Here is a 23629-nt window from a genome sequence, read left to right as displayed (position 1 = left end):
TCGTGCCTCCATACCGTCACTCTTGGCCGGCGAACCAATGTTCGCGGGCTTTCAAGATGAGGGCTTTGGCGTCATCGGCGCTCAGGCCGGTGATTTCGGTGAGTTCATCGACCGCGAGGTCGGCCAGGTCGTCACGGGTGTTCACACCCGCTTCAGCCAGCTGCGGAATCAGGTCGGGATTGAGGCCTTCGAGGTCGCGCAGGTTCTGCGAAACGGTCTCGACACCTTCTTCCTTGGCGATTTCCATGGTCAGCAGCGCATCCTTTGCACGGGCACGCAGCTCATTGATGGTGTCTTCGTCGAAGGCCTCGATCTCAAGCATCTCGGAAATCGGCACGTAGGCCACTTCTTCGAGGCTGTTGAAACCTTCCGAAATCAGGATGTCGGCGATTTCCTCGTCGACGTCGAGCTTTTCCATGAAGAGCTTGCGGCTGGCATCGGTCTCGACGGCCTGCTTCTGGGCCGACTCGTTGGCGTCCATGATGTTGATCTTCCAACCCGTGAGGTCGGAAGCCAGGCGCACGTTCTGGCCGCCGCGGCCGATGGCGATCGCAAGGTTTTCCTCGTCGACCACCACGTCCATGGCGTGCTTTTCTTCGTCGACCACGATCGACGACACGTTCGCCGGCGCCAGGGCGCCGATCACGAACTGGGCCGGGTCTTCGCTCCACAGCACGATGTCCACGCGCTCGCCGGCGAGTTCGTTCGTGACGGCGTTGACGCGGGTGCCGCGCACGCCGACGCAGGTGCCGATCGGGTCGACACGCTTGTCATGCGAGAGCACGGCGATCTTGGCGCGCGAACCGGGGTCGCGGGCGCAGCTCTTGATCTCGAGCAGGCCTTGCTCGATCTCGGGCACTTCCTGGCGGAACAGCTCGACCATGAACTCGGGAGCCGAGCGCGACAGGATGATCGGCGCGCCGCGCAGCGTCAGGTCGACCTCCATGATCATGGCCCGCACGCGATCGCCGTTGCGCAGGTTTTCCTTGGCGATCATTTCGCTGCGGCGCAGGCGGCCTTCGACGCGCCCGGCTTCCACGATGATGTCGCCCTTGTCCAGGCGCTTGACGGTGCCCACGAAGATCTTGTCGCCGCGCGACATGAAGTCGTTGAGCAGCATCTCGCGCTCGGCGTCACGGATCTTCTGCAGGATGACCTGCTTGGCGGCCATGGCACCGATGCGGCCGATCGGCACCGAATCGACGGATTCCTCGATGTATTCGTCGACCTCGATGTCGGGCATCTCTTCCCGAGCCTCGAAGAGCAGGATCTCCTGGTCAGGCAGTTGCAGGCCGGCTTCATCGGGAACGACGTGCCAGCGGCGGAAAGTTTCGTAGTCGCCGCTGTCGCGATCGACCGCCACGCGGATATCCACGTCACCCTGATGGAGCTTCTTGGTGGCTTGCGCCAGAGCGGATTCGACTGCGCCGAAGACCACGTCGCGCTCGACGTTCTTCTCGCGCGAGATCGCATCCACCAACATCAACATTTCGCGATTCATGCCACCACTCCTCTTGTTCAGTCCGGAACACTCGTTCCGTCGTCAATATCTGAAAAACCCGGTTGGGTTTTGGCCTTGCGGCCCTTGAAGTCCACGATTGGCGCCAGCCGCGCGTCGCGCAGCTCGTCCAATACGAAACCCAGCGCATGCAACGGTGCAGGCGCGCGCTTCTTGCTCACTTTTTGCCCGGGCTTGGCCTTGGGCTCGTCGCTCCAGACGACCTGCCAGCCCAAACCGCTTTCGGCACGCTCCAGCGTGCCGCGAAACTTCTTTCGCGTGGCCGACACCTGGCCTGCCGCGGCAGCCCCCATGGGCGCCTTGAGGGTGATGTCGATCACCGCGCCCACGAATCGCTCGAAATCCTGCTCATTGCGCAAGGGGCGATCGATACCGGGCGAGGAGACCTCGAGCCGCTTGTAATCGACCGCATCGACTTCCAGCGCGAATTGCAGCTGGCGCGTGACCTTTTCGCAGTCTTCCACCGTCACGAAGGGCTCGGGCACACCGGCCGCCACAGCTTCGGAGGTGGGGGGCGTCCAGGGCAAATCAATCGTCACGCGCAGCAATCCACCGGCCGAGCGCTCGACCTCGACCAGGTCGTAGCCGAGACCGGCCACGGTTTGTTCTACTGTTTGCTGCAATGCCACGTGTTTGAAAGCGCCTTCTGAATCAATACCCAAGCCGCAGCGCCCGCCCACCACGGATGCCACGACGCCAAATAATTGCTGCTTGAGAATGCATAGACCAAAAAAAACGGGCGGTTGGTACCCGCCCGTTTGGTCGTGAGCCTCGAATTATATGCTATTCGCGTGCATAAATGAAGGGCATCGCTATTCAAGCGACGCAGAGCGGCGGTATTTCGACCAGACCACGGCAAACAGCACCGCGCCCAGCGCCAATGCGGCCGCAGCCACCAGCAAAGGCAGCTGGAAAGAGCCCGTGCGCTGCGCCAGCGGCGCGGCAAACAAAGGCCCGACGATCTGCCCCACGCCATAGGACGCCGTGGCATAGCCGATCAGCCCGGCCGCCGCATTGCCACGCAGCCGGCGCGCCTCCCGCATGGCGAAAAGCGTGATGGCGGTGAAAGGCATCCCGAGCAACAGGCTACCAATTGCAAAACCCGCAATGGTCGGCCAGACCACCGAAAACACGACGCCGAGGGCCTGCAAGGCATAGGCGGCGGCCAGCAGCAACCTGTTGTCCCAGTGCACCGGGGCACGGGCGCCGATCAATGCGCCGGGAATGATGGCCGCGCCGAACAGCGGCCAGAAGAAATCCGGCCATGGCGATCCGGGCAATGCCTGCCGGGCGATCACTGGCAGGAAGGTGGCAGTGATGATGTAACCAAAGCCTGCCAGCCCATAGAGCGCGACCAGCCAGATCGCGTCAACGCGGGCCGAAGCCGATCCCGAAGCGCCGCCCGTCGCGGCGGCCGGACTGGCCGCTGCCCCACCTGCGACCGCCCCCGCCCGCTCGCCGTCATCGAACACCCGCCAGATCGCAGCGATCAGCACCACGGCCAGCAGCCCGAGGCCGATCCAGCCCGCCTCCGAACCCCAACGGCCGAGCGCGCCACCCAGCAGGCCGGTCATGGCGATTCCGATGCCCGGCCCGGTGTAGATCACACCGGCCAGCGTGGGCGCGTTCGTCTCGGCCAACCGGCGCAGCCCCCAGCCTGAGGCGAACACGAAGACCCAGGCGCTCATCACGCCGGCCGCCGCGCGCAGCACGCCCCATCCAATGAAGCTGTGCAGCAGTCCCATGCCGACCAGCAGCACCGCCGTGGCCAGCAGGCCGCCGCGCACCATGCTCGATGCCTTGATGCCGATGGCCGCGCAACTGACCGCCCCGAAGAAGTAGCCCAGGTAATTGAGAGAGGCCAGCAGGCCGCCGCCGGCCAGTTCGAGCTTTCCCTCGCTCAGCATGATGGGCAGCATGGGCGTGAAGGCGAAGCGCCCCAGGCCCATGGCCACCGCCAGCGTGACCATGCAGGCCAGCGCCGCGCGCCACGCGCCGCGCCGGTCGTGTCCGATTCCCGACATTTATTGCAATCTCCGTGTTTTTATTCCAGCAAGGCCGCAGCGACCAGCTTCTGTGTGTAGGGATGTTCAGGGGCGTCGAGGACGCGCAGGGCCGGGCCGGATTCGAGGATCGCGCCGTCCTTCATCACGATGACCTGGTGCGCCATCGCGCGGATCACCTCGACGTCGTGCGTGATCAGCAGGTAGCTCAGCCCCCGTTCGCGCTGCAGCCGCTGAAGCAGGCCGAGCACCTGCTTCTGGATGGTCACGTCGAGCGCACTGGTGGGCTCGTCGAGCACCAACAGCCGTGGGTCGACGATCAGCGCCCGGGCGATCGCCAGCCGCTGGCGCTGCCCGCCCGAGAACTCGTGCGGATAGCGGTCGAGCAGCGCGGGAAATTGCGCCTCGCTCAGTCCCACGTCGGCCAGCGCCATGAGCGCGCGCGCCCGGCGGGCGGCGGCGTCGAGCTCGGGCGCGTGCACGCGCAGCCCCTCGCCCACGATCTGCTCGACCGTCATGCGCGGCGAGAGCGACGAGAACGGGTCCTGGAACACCACCTGCATCGTTCGGCGCAACGCCAGGTCGGACGCGCGGTCCACCGCCCAGCCCTTCCCCGTCACCTGCAGCTCGCCACCGTGCTTGAGCAGGCCGAGCGCGGCCAGCGCCAGCGTCGACTTGCCCGAGCCCGATTCGCCGACCACCCCCAGCGTTTCGCCCGGCGCGATCCGGAAATCGGCGCCCTGCACGGCGACGAACTCGCCCTTGCGGAACCAGCCCGCAAAACCAGGACGCGACACGGGATAGCTCACGCGCAATGCCCGCGCTTCGAGCACCGGCGCCGCGGCGCCATCGGCTGCAACCTCGGCCACGTCGCGCGCCGGATGGCTGTCGATCAGCTTGCGGGTGTACGCGTGTTGGGGGGCCTTGAACACGGCGTCGACCGGGCCGTGTTCGACGATGTGGCCGCGCTCCATCACCGCCACGCGGTCGGCAAAACGGCGCACCAGGTTCAGGTCGTGGGTAATGAGCAGCACGGCCATGCCGTGCTTGCGCTGCAGGTCGGCCAGCAGCTCGAGGATCTGCGCACGCACCGTGACATCGAGCGCCGTGGTCGGCTCATCGGCCAGCAGCAGGCGCGGCTTGCAGGCCAGCGCCATCGCGATCATGGCGCGCTGGCGCTGCCCGCCCGACAGCTGGTGCGGAAACGCCCTCGCCCGCCGCGCCGGCTCGGGGATGCCGGTGTCAGCTAACAGCTGCACGGCCGCCTCTTGCGCGGCGCGGGCCGACAGCCCTTCGTGCAACTCGAGCACTTCGGCGATCTGGTCACCCACGGTGTAGAGCGCGTTGAGCGCGGTCATCGGCTCCTGGAAGATCATCGCGATCTCCTTGCCGCGGATGCCGCGCAGCTCGCGCTCCGGAATCGACAGCAGATCGCGCGCACCGGGCTGGTCCTGCGAACCCGACAGGGTCGCCACCCCCGCAAGGTCGGCGTTCTGCACCAGCCGCAGCAACGACAGCGCCGTGACGGTCTTGCCCGAGCCCGACTCGCCGACCAGTGCAAGCTTTTCGCCCGCCGCGATCTGCAGGTCGATGCCATGCACCACCGGCTTGCCGCCGAAGGCGACGCGCAGCCCCTTCACGTCGAGCAAGGGCTCGTTGTTCGTCGTGTCGCGCCTCGTCGTCATTTGTCGGCCTTCCGGGGGTCGAGCGCATCGCGCAGCGCGTCGCCCATGAAGGTCAGCAGCATCAGCGTGACGACCAGCACGCAGAAGGTGGACAGAGAAATCCACCAGGCGTCGATGTTCCCCTTGCCCTGGCTCAGCAGTTCGCCGAGCGACGGCGTGCCGGGCGGAACGCCCAGGCCGAGGAAGTCGAGCGAAGTCAGCGCCAGGATCGCCGCGCTCATGCGAAACGGCAGGAAGGTGACGACCGGCACCATGCTGTTGGGCAGGATGTGGCGCCACATGATCTGCAGATTGCCCACGCCCAGCGCGCGCGCGGCGCGCACGTAATCCATCTGGCGGTTGCGCAGGAACTCGGCGCGCACGTAATCCGACAACCCCATCCAGCCGAACAGGCTCAGAAGAATCAGCAGCAGTGACACGCTCGGCGTGAAGATCGCGCTGAAGATGATCAGCAGGTACAGCTCGGGCATCGCGCTCCAGATCTCGATCAGGCGCTGAAAAGTCAGGTCGATCTTGCCGCCGAAGAAGCCCTGCACGGCGCCGGTCGCGATGCCCAGCACCACGCCGACCACCGTGAGCGCCAGCGCGAACAGCACGCTCACGCGAAAGCCGTAGATCAGCTGGGCCAGCAGGTCGCGTCCGCGCTCGTCGGTGCCCAGCAGGTTCTCGTGCGAGGGCGCAGCGGGGTTCGGCGGCTTCGAGAAATAGTTGAGCGTGGCCGGGCCGTAGCGGTTGGGCGCATAGACCGCCCAGTTGTCGCCCTGAGTGATGCGCTGCTCGATGAAGGGGTCGAGGTAGTCGGCCGGCGATTCGAAATCGCCGCCGAAGGTCTTCTCCGAATAGTCGCGCAGCACGGGGAAATAGGTCTGGCCTTCATAACGCACCACCAGCGGCTTGTCGGTAGAGAGCACTTCGGCGAACAGGCTCAGCACCACCAGCGTCGAGAAGACGACGAGGCTCCAGAACCCCAGCGGGTTGCGGCGGAAACGCCGCCAGGCACGGCGCCCGGGGCTCACGGACACGGCGGCGGCTTCAGTCAAACTTCACCCTCGGATCGACCCAGACGTAGCAAAGATCGGAGATGAGCTTGGTCACCAGCCCGATCAACGTGAACAGATAAAGCGTGCCCAGGAACACCGGGTAGTCGCGCCGCAGCACGCTTTCGTAGCTGAGCAGTCCCATGCCGTCGAGCGAGAACAGCGTCTCGATGAGCAGCGCGCCCGAGAAGAAGGCGCCAATGAAGGCTGTCGGAAAGCCCGTGATGATCGGGATCAGCGCGTTGCGGAACACGTGCTTCCACAGCACCTGCCGCTCTGTCAGCCCCTTGGCCCGCGCCGTCAGCACGTACTGCTTGCGGATTTCCTCGAGGAACGAGTTCTTGGTGAGCATCGCGGTGATCGCGAAGCTGCCCAGCACCATGGCCGTCACCGGCAAGGTGATGTGCCACAGGTAGTCGACGATGCGGGCGCCCCAGCTCAGTGACTCCCAGTTCGGCGAGGTCAGCCCGCGCAGCGGAAACCACTGCAGCTGGCCGCCGAAGATCACCAGCAGCGCCACGCCCAGCACGAAGCCCGGGATGGCGTAGCCGACGAGCACCAGCAGCGTCGTGAAGAAGTCGAAGCGCGAGCCCGCGCGCACGGCCTTGGCCACGCCCAGCGGCACCGCGATGAGGTAGCTGATGAAGAAGGTCCACAGCCCCAGGCTGATCGACACCGGCAGCTTCTCCTTGATGAGCTGCCACACGTCCTTGCTCTGGAAGAAGCTCTTGCCCAGGTCGAAGCGGGCGAACTGCTTGAGCATCTGCCAGAAGCGCTCGGGGGCCGGCTTGTCGAAGCCGTAGAGCGCCTTGATCTCGGCCACCTGCTTGGCGTCGAGCGTGCGGCCGGTGGGGCCGCCCGAGATGCGGTTCTCCTTGTTGGTGAGTTGCGAGAGCAATTGCTCGGCCGGTCCACCCGGCACGAACTGCACGATGGCGAAATTGAGCAGCAGCACGCCGAACAGCGTGGGAACGATCAGCAGGAGGCGTCGGATCAGGTAGGCGGCCATGCGTGTTCTTGTTCTCTTACTTGGCGCTCGGGTCGATCCACCACATCGTCAGCATCGCCGAGCCTGCCAGCAGGCGCTGCGGCAGGGGCGCGTCCGGTCGGCGCAGCTTTCGCTTGTGGGCAATGAAATACTGCTTGCCGTAGTACATCGGGGTCATGTAGTGCTGGTGGAGCAAGTAGCGGTCCAGCAGCCGCGCAGCCGCCGCAAGCGAGGCGCGGTCGTGGCTGTTGACGATCACCTCGACAATCTCGTCGACCACGGGGTCGCTGATGCCGCTCAGGTTCTGGCTGCCCTTCTCGCTCGCCGATTTCGAGCCGAAGTCGTCGTACAGCTCGTTGCCCGGGCTCGACGACCCACCCACGAGGCTGATGGCCATGTCGAAATCGAAGTCGTCCAGCTTCTTCTTCAACAGGCTCGGGTCGCGCAGGCGGTACTCCAGGCGAATGCCCAGCTTGCCGAGGTTGCGCGCATACGGCGCCAACACCACATTGGAGCTGCGGTCGGCGATGTCGATGGTGATCACGAACGGCGCGCCGGCCTTGTCGCGCAACGCGCCGTCGCGGTAGGTCCAGCCGGCATCCTTCAGCAACGCCTGCGCCTTCACGAGGTTGCGCCGCAGGCCGTCGGCGGTGTCGCCGCTGCTGTCGGGACGCGGCAGTTCGCCCTTCGTGTTGTCGATGTAGCGCTGCCTGTTCTTGAGCTTGTCGATCAGCGCCTGCTCCTCGGCACTGATCACGGGCTGCGCCATGAGGTCGTCGCTGTTCTGGAAATAGCTTTGCGTGCGCCCGCGGCGCCCATAGAACAGGTGGGCGTTGAGCCAGTCGAAGTCGAAGGCCAGCGCCAGCGCCCTGCGCACGCGCATGTCGGCAAAGCGGGGCTGCCGCAGGTTCGGCGCCAGGCCCTGCATGCCGGTGAAGCGGCGGTGATCGATCTCTTCCTTGACCAGTTCGCCGGAGTCGAAGCGGCGGCCCTTGTAGCGGCGCACCCACGCGATGATGGAGCGCTCTTCCATCGCGTCGAGCGCGCCGGCCTTGAGCGACTCTTCCTCGCCGAGCGCGTCCTTGAAGTACTGGTACGACACCGTGTCGTAGTTGAACATCCCCTTGCGCACGGGCAGGTTGGCGGCCCAGTAGTCCGGGCGGCGGCGGTACGAGATGAACTTGCCATAGTCGACCTTGTCCACGACATACGGCCCGCTCGCAATGGGCGGCTCGGTCACGATCTGGTCGAAAGGCTTGCCCTTGCCCCAGGCGCGGGAGAACACCGGCAACCCGCCGATGATCATGTGCAGCTCGGCGTTCTGGCGCACGAAGTCGAAGCGGATCGTGCGCTCGCCCGTCACCACGGCTTCCTTGATGTCGGCCCAGTACGATCGGAAGGTCGGCCCCGCCGCCTTGCTGCGCAGGGTGTCGAAGGAGTACTTCACGTCTTGCGCCAGCACCGGCGAGCCGTCGGAGAACCGCGCCTTGGGGTTCAAGCGGAACGTGACGCTCAGGCGATCGGGCGCCAGCTGGATGTCTTCGGCCAGCAGGCCGTACTGCGAGAAAGGCTCGTCTTCGCTCGGCGTCGTCAGCGAGTCGAAGAGCAGGCCGTACTCGGAAAACACGAAGCCATTGGCGCTGTAGCCCATGCCCACCGGCGGCACGCCGCGCAGGGTGAAGGGGTTGAGCTTGTCGAAGCCGCCGGCGGCCGACAACGTGAGGTCGCCGCCCTTCGGTGCGCTGGGGTTCACGTAGTCGAAGTGCGTGAACGACGCCGGGTACTTGGGTTCGTAACCCATGCCCAGCCCGTGCGCCGCCCACGAGGGCAGCGCCAGGAGCGCCAACATCCAGAGCAGCCAACCTCGCATGCGAGAATTCTGCCCAAGATTTTCACGAGGCAACTTCATGGGCTTTCTTTCCGGCAAGAAACTGTTGATCACCGGTGTGTTGAGCAATCGCTCCATTGCATATGGCATTGCCAAGGCCTGTCACGACCAGGGCGCGGAACTCGCCTTCAGCTACGTCGGCGAGCGATTCAAGGACCGTATCACCGAATATGCCGCAGACTTCGGCTCGAAACTCATTTTCGACTGCGACGTGAGCGACGACGCGCAGATCGACAAGCTCTTCGCCGACCTCGCCCAGACCTGGCCCACCTTCGACGGCTTCGTGCACAGCATCGGCTTCGCCACGCGCGAATCGATCTCCGGCGACTTCCTGGACGGCCTCTCGCGCGAAGGCTTCAAGATCGCGCACGACATCAGTGCGTACAGCTTCCCGGCCATGGCCAAGGCGGCCCTGCCCTACCTCAACGCCAAGTCGGCCCTGCTCACGCTGACTTACCTGGGCGCCGCGCGCGCGCTGCCCAACTACAACACCATGGGCCTGGCCAAGGCCTCGCTCGAAGCTTCGGTGCGCTACACCGCCGCGTCGCTCGGACCGAAGGGCATGCGCGTGAACGGCATCAGCGCCGGCCCGATCAAGACGCTCGCCGCCAGCGGCATCAAGGGCTTCGGCAAGATGCTCGCGGCCGTGGCCGACGCATCGCCCATCGGCCGCAACGTGACCATCGAGGAAGTCGGCAACGTGGCCGCCTTCCTGCTGAGCGACCTCGCCAGCGGCGTGACCGCCGAGATCACCTACGTCGACGGCGGCTTCAGCAACGTGGTCGGAGGCATGGCGGAGTAATTCGTACCCGTTCGCACAGTCCGCCGAGCGGGCGCCAACAGCCATCACTTCCAGCGCAACACCGTGTTGAATCGACGCTCCCTTCTCCTGCTCGCGGGACTGGGCACGGCCCTCTTCGGCCATGCCACCTTCGCGCGCGCGGCCGCGCCTGCCCTGATGCTGGCCGAGGTGTATCGCCCCGGCATGTCGCTCGCGGGCTATTGGGTCAGCGAGAAGTTCGACGGCCTGCGCGGCTACTGGGACGGCCAGAAACTCTGGACGCGTGGTGGAGAGCCCGTCGTGGCACCGATCTGGTTCACCGCCTCGCTGCCCAGGCAGCCGCTCGACGGCGAACTGTGGGCCGGGCGCGGGCGCTTCAATCACGCGCTGTCGACCGTTCGCAGCCAGACGCCCAACGACGCCGCCTGGCAGGAGATCCGCTTCATGGTGTTTGACCTCCCGGCCCAGGGCGGCGACTTCAACACCCGCCTCGCAGCATTGCGCAAACTGCTGCCAATCACTGACGCCCCGTGGGTCGTGGCCGTACCGCAGCAGCCCGTGACCACGCACGAGGACCTGCAGGCGCTCCTCGACAAGACTGTGAAGATGGGCGGCGAAGGCCTGATGCTGCACCGGGGCACGTCGATGTACCGCGCAGAGCGCAACAACGACCTGCTCAAGGTCAAGCCCTTCGAAGACGCGGAGGCCCGCGTGGTGGCGCACCTGCCCGGCAAGGGCAAGCACCACGGCCGGCTCGGCGCGTTGATGGTCGAGATGCCGGGCGGCCTGCGCTTTCGGCTCGGCACCGGCCTGACCGACGCCGAACGCGACCACCCGCCGCCGATCGGCAGCCTGGTGACCTACCGCTACAACGGCACGCACCCGAGCGGGTTGCCGAAGTTCGCGCGCTTCATGCGCGTGCGCGAAGGCTAGACCAGCCTTCGCGGGCCGTGCCCCTACATTTCACGGGGCACGTCGCTCGATCAGCTGACCCGGCGCACGCAGTCCGCGTAGTAGCGCTTCTTGCCCGTCTCGTCGATGCGCGCCACCAGGCCGTGGATGTCGGTCTCGAAACCCGGGCATTGCAGGTTGAACTCGCGCGAGAACTTCAGGTAGTCGACGATCTTCTTGTTGAACACTTCGCCAGGGATCAGCAGCGGAATGCCCGGCGGGTACGGCGTGATCAGGCTGGTGGTAATGCGGCCTTCGAGCTCGTCGATCTCCACGCGCTCGGTCTTGCGATGCGCAATGTGGGCGAAGGCGTCGCTGGGCTTCATGGCCGGCGTCAGGTCGCTCAGGTACATCTCGGTCGTGAGGCGAGCCACGTCGTAGCGCGCGTACAGCTGGTGGATGTGCTGGCACAGGTCGCGCAGGCCCAGGCGCTCGTAGCCCGGGTGCTGCTGGCAGAACTCGGGCAGGATGCGCCACATCGGCTGGTTGCGCGCGTAGTCGTCCTTGAACTGCTGCAGCGCCGTGAGCAGCGTGTTCCAGCGGCCCTTGGTGATGCCGATGGTGAACATGATGAAGAAGCTGTACAGGCCCGTCTTCTCCACGATCACGCCGTGCTCGGCGAGGAACTTGGTCACCACGCTGGCGGGGATGCCGGTCTCGGCAAAGTTGCCCTCGAGATCGAGGCCCGGCGTGACGATGGTCGACTTGATCGGGTCGAGCATGTTGAAGCCGTCGGCCAGTTCGCCGAAGCCGTGCCAGTTGCGCGGCGACTTGCTGCTCTTGCTTCTGGTCTTGCCCGGCTTGCCGTTCTTCTCGCCCGTCATGATCCAGTCTTCGGCGCGGCCGATGCCTTCGTCGACGAGCTTCTCGGGGCCCCAGACCTTGAACCACCACTCGTCCTTGCCGAACTCTTCCTCGACCTTGCGCATGGCGCGGCGGAAGTCCAGCGCTTCCAGGATGCTTTCTTCCACCAGCGCGGTGCCGCCGGGCGGCTCCATCATGGCGGCGGCCACGTCGCAGCTCGCGATGATTGCGTACTGCGGGCTGGTCGACGAGTGCATCAGATAGGCCTCGTTGAACAGGTCGCGGTCGAGCGCACGGTTCTGCGAATCCTGCACCAGCACGTGGCTGGCCTGGCTGATACCGGCGAGCAGCTTGTGCGTCGACTGCGTGGCGAACACCAGCGATTCCTTCGGGCGCACGCGGCGCTTGCCCATCGCGTGGTAGGCGCCGTAGAACGGGTGGAAGGCGGCGTGCGGCAGCCAGGCTTCATCGAAGTGCAAGGTGTCGACGTAACCGTCGAGCATGTTCTTGATGGTCTCGGTGTTGTAGATCACGCCGTCGTAGGTCGACTGCGTGAGCGTCATCACGCGCGGCTTGACCTTGTTCGGGTCCACGTCGGCCAGCAGCGGGTTGGCCTTGATCTTGGCCTTGATGGCGCTTTGCTCGAACTCGCTCTTCGGAATGGGGCCGATGATGCCGAAGTGGTTGCGCGTGGGCTTCATGAAGACGGGAATCGCGCCCGTCATGATGATCGCGTGCAGGATCGACTTGTGGCAGTTGCGGTCGACCACCACCACGTCGTCGGGCGCCACCGTGTGGTGCCAGACCATCTTGTTGCTGGTGCTCGTGCCGTTGGTCACGAAGAAGCAATGGTCGGCATTGAAGATGCGCGCCGCATTGCGTTCGCTCGCCGCCACCGGGCCGGTGTGGTCGAGCAGCTGGCCCAGTTCTTCCACCGCGTTGCAGACGTCGGCGCGCAGCATGTTCTCGCCGAAGAACTGGTGGAACATCTGGCCCACGGGGCTCTTCAGGAACGCCACACCGCCCGAATGGCCCGGGCAGTGCCATGAGTACGAACCGTCTTCGGCGTAGTCGATCAGCGCCTTGAAGAACGGCGGTTGCACGCCTTCCAGGTAGCTCTTGGCCTCGCGGATGATGTGGCGCGCCACGAATTCGGGGGTGTCCTCGAACATGTGGATGAAGCCATGCAGCTCGCGCAGGATGTCGTTCGGAATGTGGCGCGAGGTCTTGGTCTCGCCGTAGATGTAGATCGGCACGTCGGCGTTCTTGCGGCGCACCTCGCCGATGAAGCTGCGCAGGCTCAGCACGGCCGGGTCGAGGTCGGGGCCGACCGAGAATTCCTCGTCGTCGATCGACAGGATGAATGCGCTGGCGCGGCTTTGCTGCTGCGCGAACTGGCTCAGGTCGCCATAGCTCGTGACGCCCAGCACCTCGAAGCCCTCGCTTTCGAAGGCCTGCGCGAGCGCGCGGATGCCGAGGCCCGAAGTGTTTTCGGAGCGGAAGTCCTCGTCGATGATGACGATGGGAAAGCGAAATTTCATGAGCGGGGCTCCGGACAGGCGGTCAGACAGGCAATGAGCGAGGCGCGAAGTGTACGGAATTCGGATGACGCATTGCGCCGGCCCCGTGCAAGCCCCGCGGGGCATGCGGCCGGGGGCGCGCCAGCGGGCACCATACCCCTACGCGACACAGGCGCATGGCGCGCCATGCCGCAGAATGGCGACGGTCCAAGTAACAAAACAAGAGAGGAGTTGCCATGGGAAATCCCACCGTCTGGTGGCTGATCGCAGGAGCGGCCATCGTGGCCGAGTTGTTGTCCGGCACGGTGTACCTGCTGCTGCTGGCCACGGGCTTCGCGGCCGCCGCCATCGCCGCGCACCTGGGCTTCGGGCTCGTCACGCAGTTGCTCGTGGCCGCCGTGGTCGGCGTGGGCTCGGTCGTGACGTGGTACCTCATCCGGCGCAACCGTCCGGCTGCGCCCTCCAGCGACCTTAACCTGGACATCGGCGAGAGCGTGTTCGTCGATGCCTGGAACCCCGACGGCACCGCCACCGTGCGCTACCGCGGCTCGCAATGGACCGTCGTGCTGCGCGCGGGCCATGCGCCCTCCACCGGCGAGCACCGCGTGGTCGAGGTGGTCGGCAGCCGGCTCGTGGTCGACAAGATCTAGCAGTTCAATCATTCAGTCAGTCAGTCAGAACAACGCATTCGAAAAGGAAGCACACCATGGAATTTTCCGTTCCTCTCATCATTCTGGTCATCGCGATCATTTTCATCAGCCAGTCCGTCAAGTTCGTGCCGCAGCAGAACGCGTGGGTGCGCGAGCGCCTGGGCAAGTACCACGGCACCATGACGCCCGGCCCGAACTTCCTGATCCCGTTCATCGACCGCGTGGCCTACAAGCACAGCCTGAAGGAAATCCCGCTCGACGTGCCCAGCCAGATCTGCATCACGCGCGACAACACGCAGCTGCAGGTCGACGGCATCCTGTACTTCCAGGTGACCGACCCGATGCGCGCGAGCTACGGCTCGTCGAACTACATCGTGGCCGTGACCCAACTCGCACAGACCTCGCTGCGCAGCGTGATCGGCAAGCTCGAGCTCGACAAGACCTTCGAAGAGCGTGACGTCATCAACGCCCAGGTGGTGGCCGCGATCGACGAGGCCGCGCTCAACTGGGGCGTGAAGGTGCTGCGCTACGAAATCAAGGACCTGACGCCGCCGAAGGAAATTCTGCTGGCCATGCAGGCGCAGATCACCGCTGAACGCGGCAAGCGCGCGCTCATCGCGGCCTCGGAAGGCCGTCGCCAGGAACAGATCAACATCGCCACCGGCGAACGCGAAGCCTTCATTGCCCGCTCCGAAGGCGAGAAGCAAGCGCAGATCAACAACGCGCAAGGTGAGGCTGCGGCCATCACCGCAGTGGCCACGGCCACCGCGGACGCCATCGAGCGCGTGGCCGCCGCCATCCGCCAGCCGGGCGGCGAACAGGCCGTGCAGCTGAAGGTGGCCGAGCGCGCCGTCGATGCCTACGGCAAGGTCGCCGCCGACTCGAAGACCACGCTCATCGTGCCGAGCAACATGACCGAGACGGCCGCGCTGATCTCCTCGGCCATGCGCATGATCCAAACCGGCAAAAGCGCCGGCCCGAACTGAAACCGCTGAAAACCCGCGCTACAATCGTGGGCTCAGGAGCGGTGGATGAGCGGTTTAAGTCGCACGCCTGGAAAGCGTGTGAGGGTTAATAGCCCTCCGCGGGTTCGAATCCCGCCTGCTCCGCCAGAGAAGTCATGAAAACGGGGCCTTGTGCCCCGTTTTTCTTTGGCCCCCGCCCTTCAGCGTCCCCTGGTGGCGCACCTTCCCTTCCGCCCTCTTCGAAGGCTCAAGACTCGACCGCATGACGCGCACGAGGTCCCGCAAGCCCCTCTTCTACGCCGTCGCTCTGGGCTTGGGCGCGTTAATCGTCTGGTATTTCAAGGTGCTGACACTCGGCTACTACTGGCTGAGCACGACGATGGGCGCATCGCAGTGGGCAGGTGCATCGTTGTGGCTGCCGGGCTACCAGGTCGCCATCGAGGGCATGCCGATCCAGGGCCTCACGCGCAACACCTCGGGGCTGACCTTCAACACGGAAACCGGCACCCTCTTCACGGTGATCAACCGTCCGCCGCAGATCGCGGAGCTCACCACGGACGGCCGACTGCTGCGCGTCATCGCGCTCGACGGCGTGAACGATCCCGAAGGCATCACCTACCTGCACGACGACCGCTATGTGATCTCGGACGAAGGCAGCCATCGCATGCACTGGGTGCAGATCGGCCACGGCACGCAGCGGGTGTCGGTGGCCGGCACGCCGAGCCTGGGCATCGGGATCGACAAGCTGCACAACAGCAGCTTCGAGGGCATCTCGTGGGACGGCGTGCACAAGCGCCTGTACGTGGTGCGCGAGAAACTGCCGATGCGCGTACTCGTGATCACCGGGCTGGACCCGGCGGCCGCGACGTCCAGTGGCTTCAACATCGACATCAGCGAATGGAAATCCTCCCGCGCGTCGTCGCTGTTCATGAGCGATCTCTCCTCGGTCACGGTGCACGACGAGACCGGCCATCTGCTGCTGCTCAGCGATGAATCGGCGTTGGTGGCGGAGTACGCGTCGGACGGCCGCCCCGTCAGCATGCTGCCGCTGTGGCGCGGGTTCAATGGCCTGCAGCGCAAGGTGCCGCAGCCCGAAGGCGCGGCGATCGGCCCCGACGGCAAGCTCTACCTGCTGTCCGAACCCAACCTGTTCTACCGCTTCGATCCACCAGGCCGTTGACGCGGCCTGCCTGCGCCTTGCCATGACGGGCATCTTCTCCCTGGCTGGCCACACGGGCACCATGACACCCGGCGATCTGCAGCGCCTCTTCGGATTTGGCCTTGCCACGACGGCACCGCGCCGCCAGCCCAGTCCGAAGGTCGCCGCCTCGCCCGTAGAACGGCGGCCGAACCTGTTGCCGCCCAACAACTGTTGTCAAAGATGAACAAGACCCCATCTGGCGGTACGATGCGCCACGTTGACCGCCGCATTCCACCCCACTTCGCCTGCCGCAAAAGGAGCCTCGATGGCCGGACCTTCCCCCACCTTGACGCGCGGCACCACCACGCTGAACAAGACCCTGAAAAAGAGCGAAGAGGTGGCCGCCGATGTGCAGAGCGCCTCGGACGACCTTGCCGTCGTGAGCACGGTGCTGGAACAGGAACTGCCTGAAGAAGTCCAGGTCGGCGAGGTGGCGCAAGCCATCGAGCACACCAGCCAACTCGAGGAAAAGCTCGCCCAGTCGGCCGAGAAACTGGCCGAGGTGAATGAGGCACTCAGCAAGGAGATCAAGAAGCGCCGGGAGGTGACCGCCGAGCGCGACGAGAGCCAGGCGCAGGCCGAAAAGCTCAAGGCCCGCATCCGCACCCAGGGGCAGCCGGACAAGCGCTGATCGCCGTTGTTTCCGCACGGTTTACGTGCGTCGTTCTCCCTTCTCCTACGCGGAGACCGCTTGCGGCACGCTACGCTATTGGTTCACAGAACAAATCCGCGGCATGGCCCTCATCACGTTCCTCGTCGAGGACAACAAGACCATCAGGGACAACCTGGTCCCAGCGCTCGAGGACCTCGTCAACGGCCATGTCGTCGGTTACGCCGAAACCGAATCGGGCGCCCTCGCCTGGCTCGCCGCCCACCCCGACGCCTGGCAGTTGCTGATCGTCGACCTGTTCCTCAAGGAAGGCTCCGGCCTCGGCGTGCTGTCGGGCTGCCGTGACCGCCGCCCCGACCAGCGCATCGTGGTGCTCAGCAACTACATCACCTCGGACATCCGCACGCGCTGCCTGGCGTTGGGCGCCGACGCGGTGTTCGACAAGTCGCGCGACCTCGATGCCTTCATCGAGTACTGCAACGCCGATCGTCCCTCGGGCCTGGCCGCGCTCTGACCACACGCCGGCGCGGCGGTTGCGCGCACCCATGAAAAAAAGGGCCCGAGGGCCCTTTTTCATTGAACGACCCACAGGGCCGTTTGCATTGCCGCGATCAGCGCACCACGGCGATCTGCGTGCGCACGCCGCCCTTGTAGGTGTACAGCGTCAGGGCACCGTTCTTGATGTCGCCCTTTTCGTCGAAGGCGATCGGGCCGGTCACGCCCTTGTATTGCACCTTGCCGACTTCAGGCAGGTACTTTTCCGGGTCCGACGAGCCCGCCTTGGCCATGGCTTCAGCCAGCACGTTGACCGCGTCGTACACGTACGGTGCGTAGATTTGCACTTCGACGCCGTTCTTGGTCTTGAACTTGGCCTTGAAGTCTTCCAGCGGCTGCTTGAAGTCGCCGTCGACACCGCCGGCTTCAGCGCAGACCACCATGTCTTCACCGATGGCATCGCCTGCCAGCTTCGGCAGTTCGCCGGTGCACAGGCCGTCGCCGCCCATGAACTTGACGTTCAGGCCGAGTTGCTTGACCTGCTTGAGCATCGGGCCGCCCACGGCGTCCATGCCGCCGAAGAACAGCACGTCGGGCTTGGAAGCCTTCAGCTTGGTCAGGATGGCGTTGAAGTCGGTCGACTTGTCGGTGGTGAACTCGTGGCCCACGATGGTCGCGCCGGCGGCCTTGGCTGCCTTCTCGAACTCTTCGGCAACGCCCTGGCCGTAGGCCGTGCGGTCGTCGATCACGGCGATGTTCTTGCCCTTGAGCGTTTCGACGGCGTACTTGCCCAGCGTGCCGCCCAGCTGCGTGTCGTCAGCCACCACGCGGAACGTGGTCTTGAAGCCCTGGCGGGTGTACTTGGGGTTCGTGGCCGACGGCGAGACCTGCGGAATGCCGGCGTCGCTGTACAGCTTGGAAGCGGGGATGGTGGTGCCGGAGTTCAGGTGACCGACGATGCCGTTGACCTTTTCATCGACCAGCTTCTGGGCAACAGCCGTGCCTTGCTTCGGATCGCCTGCGTCGTCTTCGGGAACCAGCACGAACTTGGCGACCTTGTCGCCGATCTTCATGCCCTTGGCATTCAGGTCTTCGATGGCCATCTTGGCACCGAGCTCGTTGTCCTTGCCGAGGTGCGCAATGGGACCGCTGGTCGGGCCGACGTGGCCGATCTTGACGATCAGGGCATCGGCAGGAGGTGCAGCAGGGGCCGGGGCCGCAGCCGTGGGTGCCGGCGTCGCTGCCGGCGCAGCAGCTTCTTCTTTCTTGCCGCAAGCCACGAGCGTGAGTGCAGCCAGTGCGACCGCAGTCCATTTCAATTGCATGAGAACCTCCAGAACTTGGATGAAAAGATATAAAAACCGGTCGTTCGATCCGGGCGTTCAGACCACGCAAGTTTCGCGCCGCAGACCAGCGGCACCCTCACGCCCTTCCGACCTGCGGCGCAGTTTAGCCGAGGATTTATGCGCCGGAAGTTGGCGTAGACCCTGTGTTTTCCCCTGTGTTTTCACAGAGTTCAGCGGCCATGGATTCGATGACGAGCGCACGCAGCACGGCCTCGATTTCGCCACGCAGACGCGGCACCATTTCGTCGAGTTGATGCTGAACGGCAGCTGACACGGCGTCGCTCAATCGCTCTTCGAGCGACAGGTCGACACGCTGCAATACGCGGTGCAGCAGCTGCTCTTCGAGGCTGACGATTTCAGCCGGCGTGAGCGACGCCGAAGGCGACAACGCAACAGCGCTCGCAGGCTCGGGCGGCGCAGGCTGCGACACCGGTGCGCCCGTAGGTCGCACCGTCTCGGCGACCGGCACGGGCTCGGCCGGAATCTCGAGCACGGTCGTCAGCGTGGGGACGAACCGCGGCGGCGTTCGCAGCGTGCTGGCCATCAGGAAGCGCTCCTTGCGAAATCGTGCGGCTGGATCGCGTAGCCGCGGTCGGCGTAATGGCGCCAGCGCGTGCGGCCGACCTGGCGGTCGTTGGCCTCGTCGCTCACGATGTCGATCATGCGCTCGAAGCGCTCGAAGCCGGCGGGCACTTCGAGGCCGAGGTTGACCAGCATCTCGCAATGCGGCAGCGAAGACGCGTCCGCACCTTCGGCGCACAGAATGACGGGCGAACGCGCGATCACATGGGCTGGCGCATCAGCGCGGCAGTGCGCGACGAAGTCGACCGGCGACAGCTGCCAGAGTGCGGCATCGACCGTGTCGAGCGCGCGCGCATCGCCCACCACCACCACGCGCAGGCCGCGCGTGTTCACGGCCTTGCGAACGAGCCGGCAAGCGTAGGTGAGCTTGTCCGGCGCGTTGTAGTGAAAGCCGATGTCGGTCACTGCGCGGACCGGGCCTTTCGGGCCGGCTTGGCCGGGGCCTTGGGCGAGGCTGTCTTCGCCGGCTTGGCGGCCTTCTCGGCCTTCGGTGCAGCAGCCGCATTGCTGCTGCCGGCACGGTTCGTCAGGTACGACACCAGCAGGCCGACGGGTCGGCCGGTCGAACCCTTGGCCGCCCCGCCCTTCCAGGCCGTGCCCGCGATGTCCAGGTGCGCCCAGGCGTAGTCGGCCGTGAAACGCTGCAGGAACTTGGCCGCCGTGATTGCGCCGCCGGCACGGCCGGCGATGTTGGCCACGTCGGCGAAGTTGCTCTTGAGGCCTTCGGCGTAGTCGTCGTCCAGCGGCAGGCGCCAGCAACGGTCCTGCGAGGCTTCGCCGGCCGATTCGAGCGCCGAGGCCAGCGGCTCGTCGCTCGCGAACAGGCCGCTGCGCACGCCGCCCAGTGCCACCACGCAGGCGCCCGTGAGCGTCGCGATGTCGATGACGGCGGCGGGGTTGAAGCGCTTGGCATAGCTGAGCGCGTCGCACAGGATCAGCCGGCCTTCGGCGTCCGTGTTCAGGATCTCGATGGTCTGCCCGCTCATGCTGGTGACCACGTCGCCGGGCTTGACGGCCTTGCCGTCGTTCATGTTCTCGCACGAGGGAATGAGGCCGACCACGTTGATCGCCGGCTGGATGGCGCCGAGCGCGCGGAAGGTGCCGAGCACGCTCGCTGCCCCGCACATGTCGAACTTCATCTCGTCCATCTCGGCCGCGGGCTTGAGCGAGACGCCGCCGGTGTCGAAGGTGATGCCCTTGCCCACGAGCACCACGGGGGCCTCGTCCTTGGCGCCGCCCTGGTAGCGCAGCACGATGAAGCGCAGCGGCTCGGCCGAGCCCTGGGCCACGGCGGCGAACGCGCCCATGCCGAGCTTCTCGACTTCCTTGGGCCCCAGCACCTCGCACTTGATGCGCGGCAGCTTCGCCAATCCCTTGGCGGCTTCGGCCAGCAGCGTGGGCGTGGCATGGTTGGCGGGACGGTTGCCCCACTCCTTGGCCAGCTCGATGCCGGCGACCGTGGCGCGGGCGTCGTCGAAAGCCTTGCTGACGGCCGTGGCGGCGTCGGGCACGCCCAGCGTCAGGAGGCGGATGCTGCGCGGCTCGGCCTTCGACTTGGTCGTGGTGTAGACATAGCTGGCGTCGGCCGCGGCCGTGACGGCCGCAGCGACCGCGGCCGCGTCGGCCGGCTGCGCGAAGACGATCACCACGCGCTTGGGTCCGTTGGCCTTGGCCGCTGAAACCGCCGCGCTCACGGCGCTGCGCACCGAGACAGCCTTGCCGTCGCCGATGGCGGCGAGCAGCACGCGCGAGGGCACCACGGCCTCGGGGCGATACAACGCGAGCAGCTTGCCGGCCTTGTCGGGCAGGTCGCCGGCCTTGCGGGCGCTGGCGGCGAGCACGGAAACAGGGTCTTTGGCGGTGGGGAGAGCGCTGCCGACCAGCACGATGAGGAGGTCGGATTTCTCGGCGGCGGCCTGGGCGACGGTGAGGGTCTTGAGTTGAAAGTCCATAATCCTTTTTTTCCTCGAACGATGTTATTCCATTCTTCCCTACGCAAGGAGCTGTCGCGCAGCTTCGGAGCGACCCTCGTCGTCCTGGTCACCATCGTGATGACCATGATGCTCATCCGCACGCTCGGGCTGGCGTCCAAGGGCAGCGTGAACCCACAGGAGGTGTTCCTCGTGATGGCGTACACGGTGCTCGGCTACATGCCGACCATCCTGAGCCTGAGCCTGTTCATCGCCATCGTCGGCACGCTCTCTCGCATGTACCGCGACAGCGAAATGGTGATCTGGTTCTCCAGCGGGCGCGGCCTGGCCGATTTCGTCCAGCCGCTGTTCCGATTCGCCTGGCCGGTGCTGCTGCTCATCGCGGTCATGGCGCTGGTGGGCTGGCCCTGGGCCAACTCGCAGACCATCGGCATGCGCCAGCAGTACGAGGCGCGCAGCGACATCGAGCGCGTGACGCCGGGTGAGTTCCGCGAGTCCTCGGGCCGGCTGCGCGTGTTCTTCATCGACAAGGACACGCCCGACGGCGCCACCGCCACCAACGTGTTCATCTGGGCCGTCGAGCGCGGCCTGCAGATCACCACCTCGGCGCGCAGCGGCCGCATCGAGGACATCGACAACCACCGCTTCCTGCTGCTGAGCAACGGCCAGCGCCTGGAGCGCCCGCTGTTCGAAGCCACCGGCCTCAAGATCAGCGAGTTCAAGACCTACGGTACGCGCGCCGGCGGCAGCTCGAACGCCACCGGCGACAGCACGCCCACGCGCGCGCGCTCCACGCTCTCGCTGATGCGCGACCCCAGCGACGCGAGCATGGGTGAACTGGGCTGGCGCTTCGGCATGCTGCTGGCCGCCATCAACTTCGTGCTGCTGGCGCTGACGGTGTCCAGCGTCAACCCGCGCGTGGGGCGCAGCGGCAACCTCGTGTTTGCGCTGTTCGCCTTCGTCGTCTACTACAACCTGCTGAACCTGGGCCAGAGCTGGATCAGCTCGGGCCGCTACGGCATGGGCTCCTTCATGCTGCTGCTGCACGGCGGCGTGTTCCTGTTCGCCACGGCCTGGCTCACGCTGCGCAACAACAACTGGTCGGCCCGCCGCCAGGCCCGCGCCGGCGCAGCCACCGCGGGCGACCCGCCGGCCGTGCCGCCTTCCCGCATCGACCCGTCCTCGTGAAAACCATCCGCCGACTGATCTATGTCGAGGCACTGAAGGCCGTGGCCTTCGTGACGCTCGGCTTCCTGAGCCTGTTCTTCTTCTTCGACTTCGTCGACGAGCTGCAGTCCGTGGGCAAGCCCGAAAGCCTGGCCTACGGCCCGGTGCAGGCGCTGATCTACGTGCTGCTGCTGGTGCCCAGCCACCTGTACGAACTGCTGCCGATCACGGTGCTGATTGGCTGCATCTTCGTGATGGCGCGGCTGGCGCAAAGCTCCGAATACACCATCCTGCGCACCAGCGGCCTGGGACCGTGGCGCGCGCTGCGCACGCTGCTGCTGCTGGGGCTGGGCTTCGTGGTGCTCACCTTTGCCATCGGCGACTACATCGCGCCGTTGTCGGGGCGCACCGGGCAGCTGCTCAAGTCGCGCTACCAGGGCACCTATTCGCTGGTGGGCAACACCGGCGCCTGGCTCAAGGAAAAGCGCGGCGACACGTCGTACGCGGTCAACGTGCTGTCGATTTCGCGCGACGGCACGCTGCAGAACACGCGCATCTTCGAGTTCGACGGCAACGGCTACGTGAGCAAGCAGCTCATGGCCAAGTCGGCGCGCATCCACGAGGACCGCTGGGTGCTGTCCGAAGTCGAGCAGCAGGACTACGAAACCCGCGCCGCGGACAAGGCCCGCATCACGACCACCCATGTCGAGACGATGGACTGGCCCACCTCGCTCACCGCCGAAATGGTGTCGGTCGCGCTGCTGCGGCCCGACCGCATGAGCACCATCGACCTGTTCGACTACATCCGGCACCTGAACGCCAACGGGCAGACCGCGCAGCGCTACGAGATCGAGTTCTGGCGCAAGGTGTTCTATCCGCTGTCGTGCCTGGTGATGGTGGTGCTCGCCCTGCCCTTCGCCTACCTGCACTTCCGCCAGGCCGGCATCACGACCTACGTGTTCGGCGGCGTGATGATCGGCATCAGCTTCTTCCTGCTGAACAACGTGTTCGGCTATCTCGGCAACCTCAGCAACTGGTCGCCCTGGCTCACGGCGGCGGCGCCGGGACTCATCTATTCGGTGCTCTCGCTCACAGCCTTCAGCTGGCTGGTTCTCAGGCGATGACCGCGCCGTCGCTGCGGGGCACGGTGCTGCTGGCGCACGGCTCGCGCGACGCGCGCTGGCGCGAGCCCATCGAGGCCGTTGCTGCCCGCATGCGCGAGGACGACCCCACCGTGCGCGTGAGTTGCGCCTACATGGAACTGGCCGCGCCCGACCTGCTCACCGCCGCCGCCGCACTGATTGCCGATGGCGCCACCGCCGTCCATGTGGTGCCGCTGTTCCTGGGCATGGGCAAGCACGCCCGCGAAGATTTGCCGCTGCAGCTCGATGCCCTGCGCCGGCGTTGGCCCGAGGTTGCGTTCTTGCTGGCGCCCATCGTCGGCGAATCGCCTGAACTGGTCGCTTTGCTGGCCCGGCTTGCCATCAAATCCTGAAGTCCGGGTCA

Annotated in this window: 22 protein-coding genes and 1 tRNA gene; 11 read left to right on the top strand and 12 right to left on the bottom strand. The window is 65.8% G+C overall.

The window, feature by feature from the left end; genetic code table 11:
* Positions 1–16: 16 nt before the first annotated feature.
* The 7 genes from nusA to ASD34_RS19500 form a co-directional block, all read right to left on the bottom strand.
* Positions 17–1501 carry a transcription termination factor NusA gene (nusA, locus tag ASD34_RS19530; protein ID WP_056580568.1) on the bottom strand — a complete coding sequence of 495 codons (1485 nt, stop codon included), beginning with the start codon at positions 1499–1501 and terminating at the stop codon, positions 17–19.
* Between the two features lie 17 nt (positions 1502–1518).
* Positions 1519–2148: a ribosome maturation factor RimP gene (gene rimP, locus ASD34_RS19525; protein WP_056580565.1), complete on the bottom strand. Its 630-nt coding sequence runs from the start codon at positions 2146–2148 to the stop codon at positions 1519–1521.
* 183 nt (positions 2149–2331) lie between these two features.
* The gene (locus tag ASD34_RS19520) at positions 2332–3543 is read right to left on the bottom strand and encodes a YbfB/YjiJ family MFS transporter (RefSeq protein ID WP_056580564.1); all 1212 of its coding nucleotides are present in this window, start codon (positions 3541–3543) and stop codon (positions 2332–2334) included.
* 20 nt (positions 3544–3563) lie between these two features.
* A complete protein-coding gene (locus tag ASD34_RS19515; RefSeq protein ID WP_056580561.1) occupies positions 3564–5207 on the bottom strand; it encodes an ABC transporter ATP-binding protein in 1644 nt (547 codons plus the stop codon).
* The gene (locus ASD34_RS19510) at positions 5204–6247 is read right to left on the bottom strand and encodes an ABC transporter permease (RefSeq protein ID WP_056580559.1); all 1044 of its coding nucleotides are present in this window, start codon (positions 6245–6247) and stop codon (positions 5204–5206) included. Before ASD34_RS19510 ends, ASD34_RS19515 begins: the two co-directional genes overlap by 4 nt.
* A complete protein-coding gene (locus ASD34_RS19505; RefSeq protein ID WP_056580557.1) occupies positions 6240–7253 on the bottom strand; it encodes a microcin C ABC transporter permease YejB in 1014 nt (337 codons plus the stop codon). The genes ASD34_RS19510 and ASD34_RS19505 overlap by 8 nt, the downstream gene beginning before the upstream one ends.
* 16 nt (positions 7254–7269) lie before the next feature.
* Complete coding sequence (locus ASD34_RS19500; RefSeq protein WP_056580553.1) at positions 7270–9102, bottom strand: extracellular solute-binding protein; 1833 nt, start codon at positions 9100–9102, stop codon at positions 7270–7272.
* 37 nt (positions 9103–9139) lie between these two features.
* Here ASD34_RS19500 and fabI point away from each other — a divergent pair, with 37 nt between their 5' ends.
* Positions 9140–9922 carry an enoyl-ACP reductase FabI gene (gene fabI, locus ASD34_RS19495; RefSeq protein WP_056580549.1) on the top strand — a complete coding sequence of 261 codons (783 nt, stop codon included), beginning with the start codon at positions 9140–9142 and terminating at the stop codon, positions 9920–9922.
* Positions 9923–9985: 63 nt separating this feature from the next.
* Positions 9986–10834 carry a DNA ligase gene (locus ASD34_RS19490; RefSeq protein ID WP_056580546.1) on the top strand — a complete coding sequence of 283 codons (849 nt, stop codon included), beginning with the start codon at positions 9986–9988 and terminating at the stop codon, positions 10832–10834.
* A gap of 50 nt (positions 10835–10884) precedes the next feature.
* On the opposite strand, the gene ASD34_RS19485 is transcribed toward ASD34_RS19490, so the two are convergent.
* Positions 10885–13197, bottom strand: coding sequence for an arginine/lysine/ornithine decarboxylase (locus tag ASD34_RS19485; protein ID WP_056580543.1), 2313 nt, complete (start codon positions 13195–13197; stop codon positions 10885–10887).
* A 215-nt stretch (positions 13198–13412) separates the two neighbouring features.
* Here ASD34_RS19485 and ASD34_RS19480 point away from each other — a divergent pair, with 215 nt between their 5' ends.
* The 6 genes from ASD34_RS19480 to ASD34_RS19455 all read left to right on the top strand — a co-directional run bounded on the left by ASD34_RS19480 (position 13413) and on the right by ASD34_RS19455 (position 17116).
* Entirely contained in the window at positions 13413–13826 is a 414-nt protein-coding gene (locus ASD34_RS19480; RefSeq protein ID WP_056580540.1) for an NfeD family protein, read from the top strand.
* A 56-nt stretch (positions 13827–13882) separates the two neighbouring features.
* Complete coding sequence (locus ASD34_RS19475) at positions 13883–14812, top strand: SPFH domain-containing protein (RefSeq protein ID WP_056580537.1); 930 nt, start codon at positions 13883–13885, stop codon at positions 14810–14812.
* Positions 14813–14847: 35 nt separating this feature from the next.
* Positions 14848–14938 (top strand) — tRNA-Ser (locus ASD34_RS19470).
* 115 nt (positions 14939–15053) lie between these two features.
* Positions 15054–15971 carry an SdiA-regulated domain-containing protein gene (locus ASD34_RS19465; protein ID WP_056580532.1) on the top strand — a complete coding sequence of 306 codons (918 nt, stop codon included), beginning with the start codon at positions 15054–15056 and terminating at the stop codon, positions 15969–15971.
* Positions 15972–16257: 286 nt separating this feature from the next.
* On the top strand, positions 16258–16623 hold the full coding sequence (locus ASD34_RS19460; protein WP_056580529.1) for a hypothetical protein: 366 nt from the start codon (positions 16258–16260) through the stop codon (positions 16621–16623).
* A 103-nt stretch (positions 16624–16726) separates the two neighbouring features.
* A complete protein-coding gene (locus tag ASD34_RS19455) occupies positions 16727–17116 on the top strand; it encodes a response regulator (RefSeq protein WP_056580526.1) in 390 nt (129 codons plus the stop codon).
* A gap of 97 nt (positions 17117–17213) precedes the next feature.
* Here ASD34_RS19455 and ASD34_RS19450 read toward each other — a convergent pair whose 3' ends face one another.
* From ASD34_RS19450 to ASD34_RS19435, 4 genes are all read right to left on the bottom strand, one after another.
* Positions 17214–18422: a branched-chain amino acid ABC transporter substrate-binding protein gene (locus ASD34_RS19450; RefSeq protein WP_056580523.1), complete on the bottom strand. Its 1209-nt coding sequence runs from the start codon at positions 18420–18422 to the stop codon at positions 17214–17216.
* A gap of 136 nt (positions 18423–18558) precedes the next feature.
* The gene (locus tag ASD34_RS19445; RefSeq protein ID WP_056580520.1) at positions 18559–18987 is read right to left on the bottom strand and encodes a hypothetical protein; all 429 of its coding nucleotides are present in this window, start codon (positions 18985–18987) and stop codon (positions 18559–18561) included.
* Positions 18987–19430 (bottom strand): DNA polymerase III subunit chi, encoded by a 444-nt coding sequence (locus ASD34_RS19440; RefSeq protein WP_056580517.1) that lies wholly within the window; start codon positions 19428–19430, stop codon positions 18987–18989. The genes ASD34_RS19445 and ASD34_RS19440 overlap by 1 nt, the downstream gene beginning before the upstream one ends.
* On the bottom strand, positions 19427–20977 hold the full coding sequence (locus ASD34_RS19435; protein WP_056580514.1) for a leucyl aminopeptidase: 1551 nt from the start codon (positions 20975–20977) through the stop codon (positions 19427–19429). The genes ASD34_RS19440 and ASD34_RS19435 overlap by 4 nt, the downstream gene beginning before the upstream one ends.
* 21 nt (positions 20978–20998) lie before the next feature.
* On the opposite strand from ASD34_RS19435, the gene lptF reads away from it, so the two are divergent.
* Genes lptF through ASD34_RS19420 form a run of 3 tightly spaced genes read left to right on the top strand, consistent with a single transcriptional unit; the run spans position 20999 to position 23618 of the window.
* Positions 20999–22144: an LPS export ABC transporter permease LptF gene (gene lptF, locus ASD34_RS19430; protein WP_056580511.1), complete on the top strand. Its 1146-nt coding sequence runs from the start codon at positions 20999–21001 to the stop codon at positions 22142–22144.
* Positions 22141–23247, top strand: a complete 1107-nt coding sequence (gene lptG, locus ASD34_RS19425; RefSeq protein WP_056580510.1) for an LPS export ABC transporter permease LptG — start codon at positions 22141–22143, stop codon at positions 23245–23247. The genes lptF and lptG overlap by 4 nt, the downstream gene beginning before the upstream one ends.
* Positions 23244–23618: a sirohydrochlorin chelatase gene (locus ASD34_RS19420; protein ID WP_056580508.1), complete on the top strand. Its 375-nt coding sequence runs from the start codon at positions 23244–23246 to the stop codon at positions 23616–23618. The genes lptG and ASD34_RS19420 overlap by 4 nt, the downstream gene beginning before the upstream one ends.
* The last annotated feature ends 11 nt before the right edge of the window (positions 23619–23629 follow it).

Origin of the sequence: Variovorax sp. Root473 (genome assembly GCF_001426505.1) — a bacterium.
In the GTDB taxonomy this organism is placed as follows: domain Bacteria; phylum Pseudomonadota; class Gammaproteobacteria; order Burkholderiales; family Burkholderiaceae_C; genus Variovorax.
Note: the sequence above shows the minus strand (reverse complement) of the source record. Positions and strands in the feature narration are given on the sequence as shown.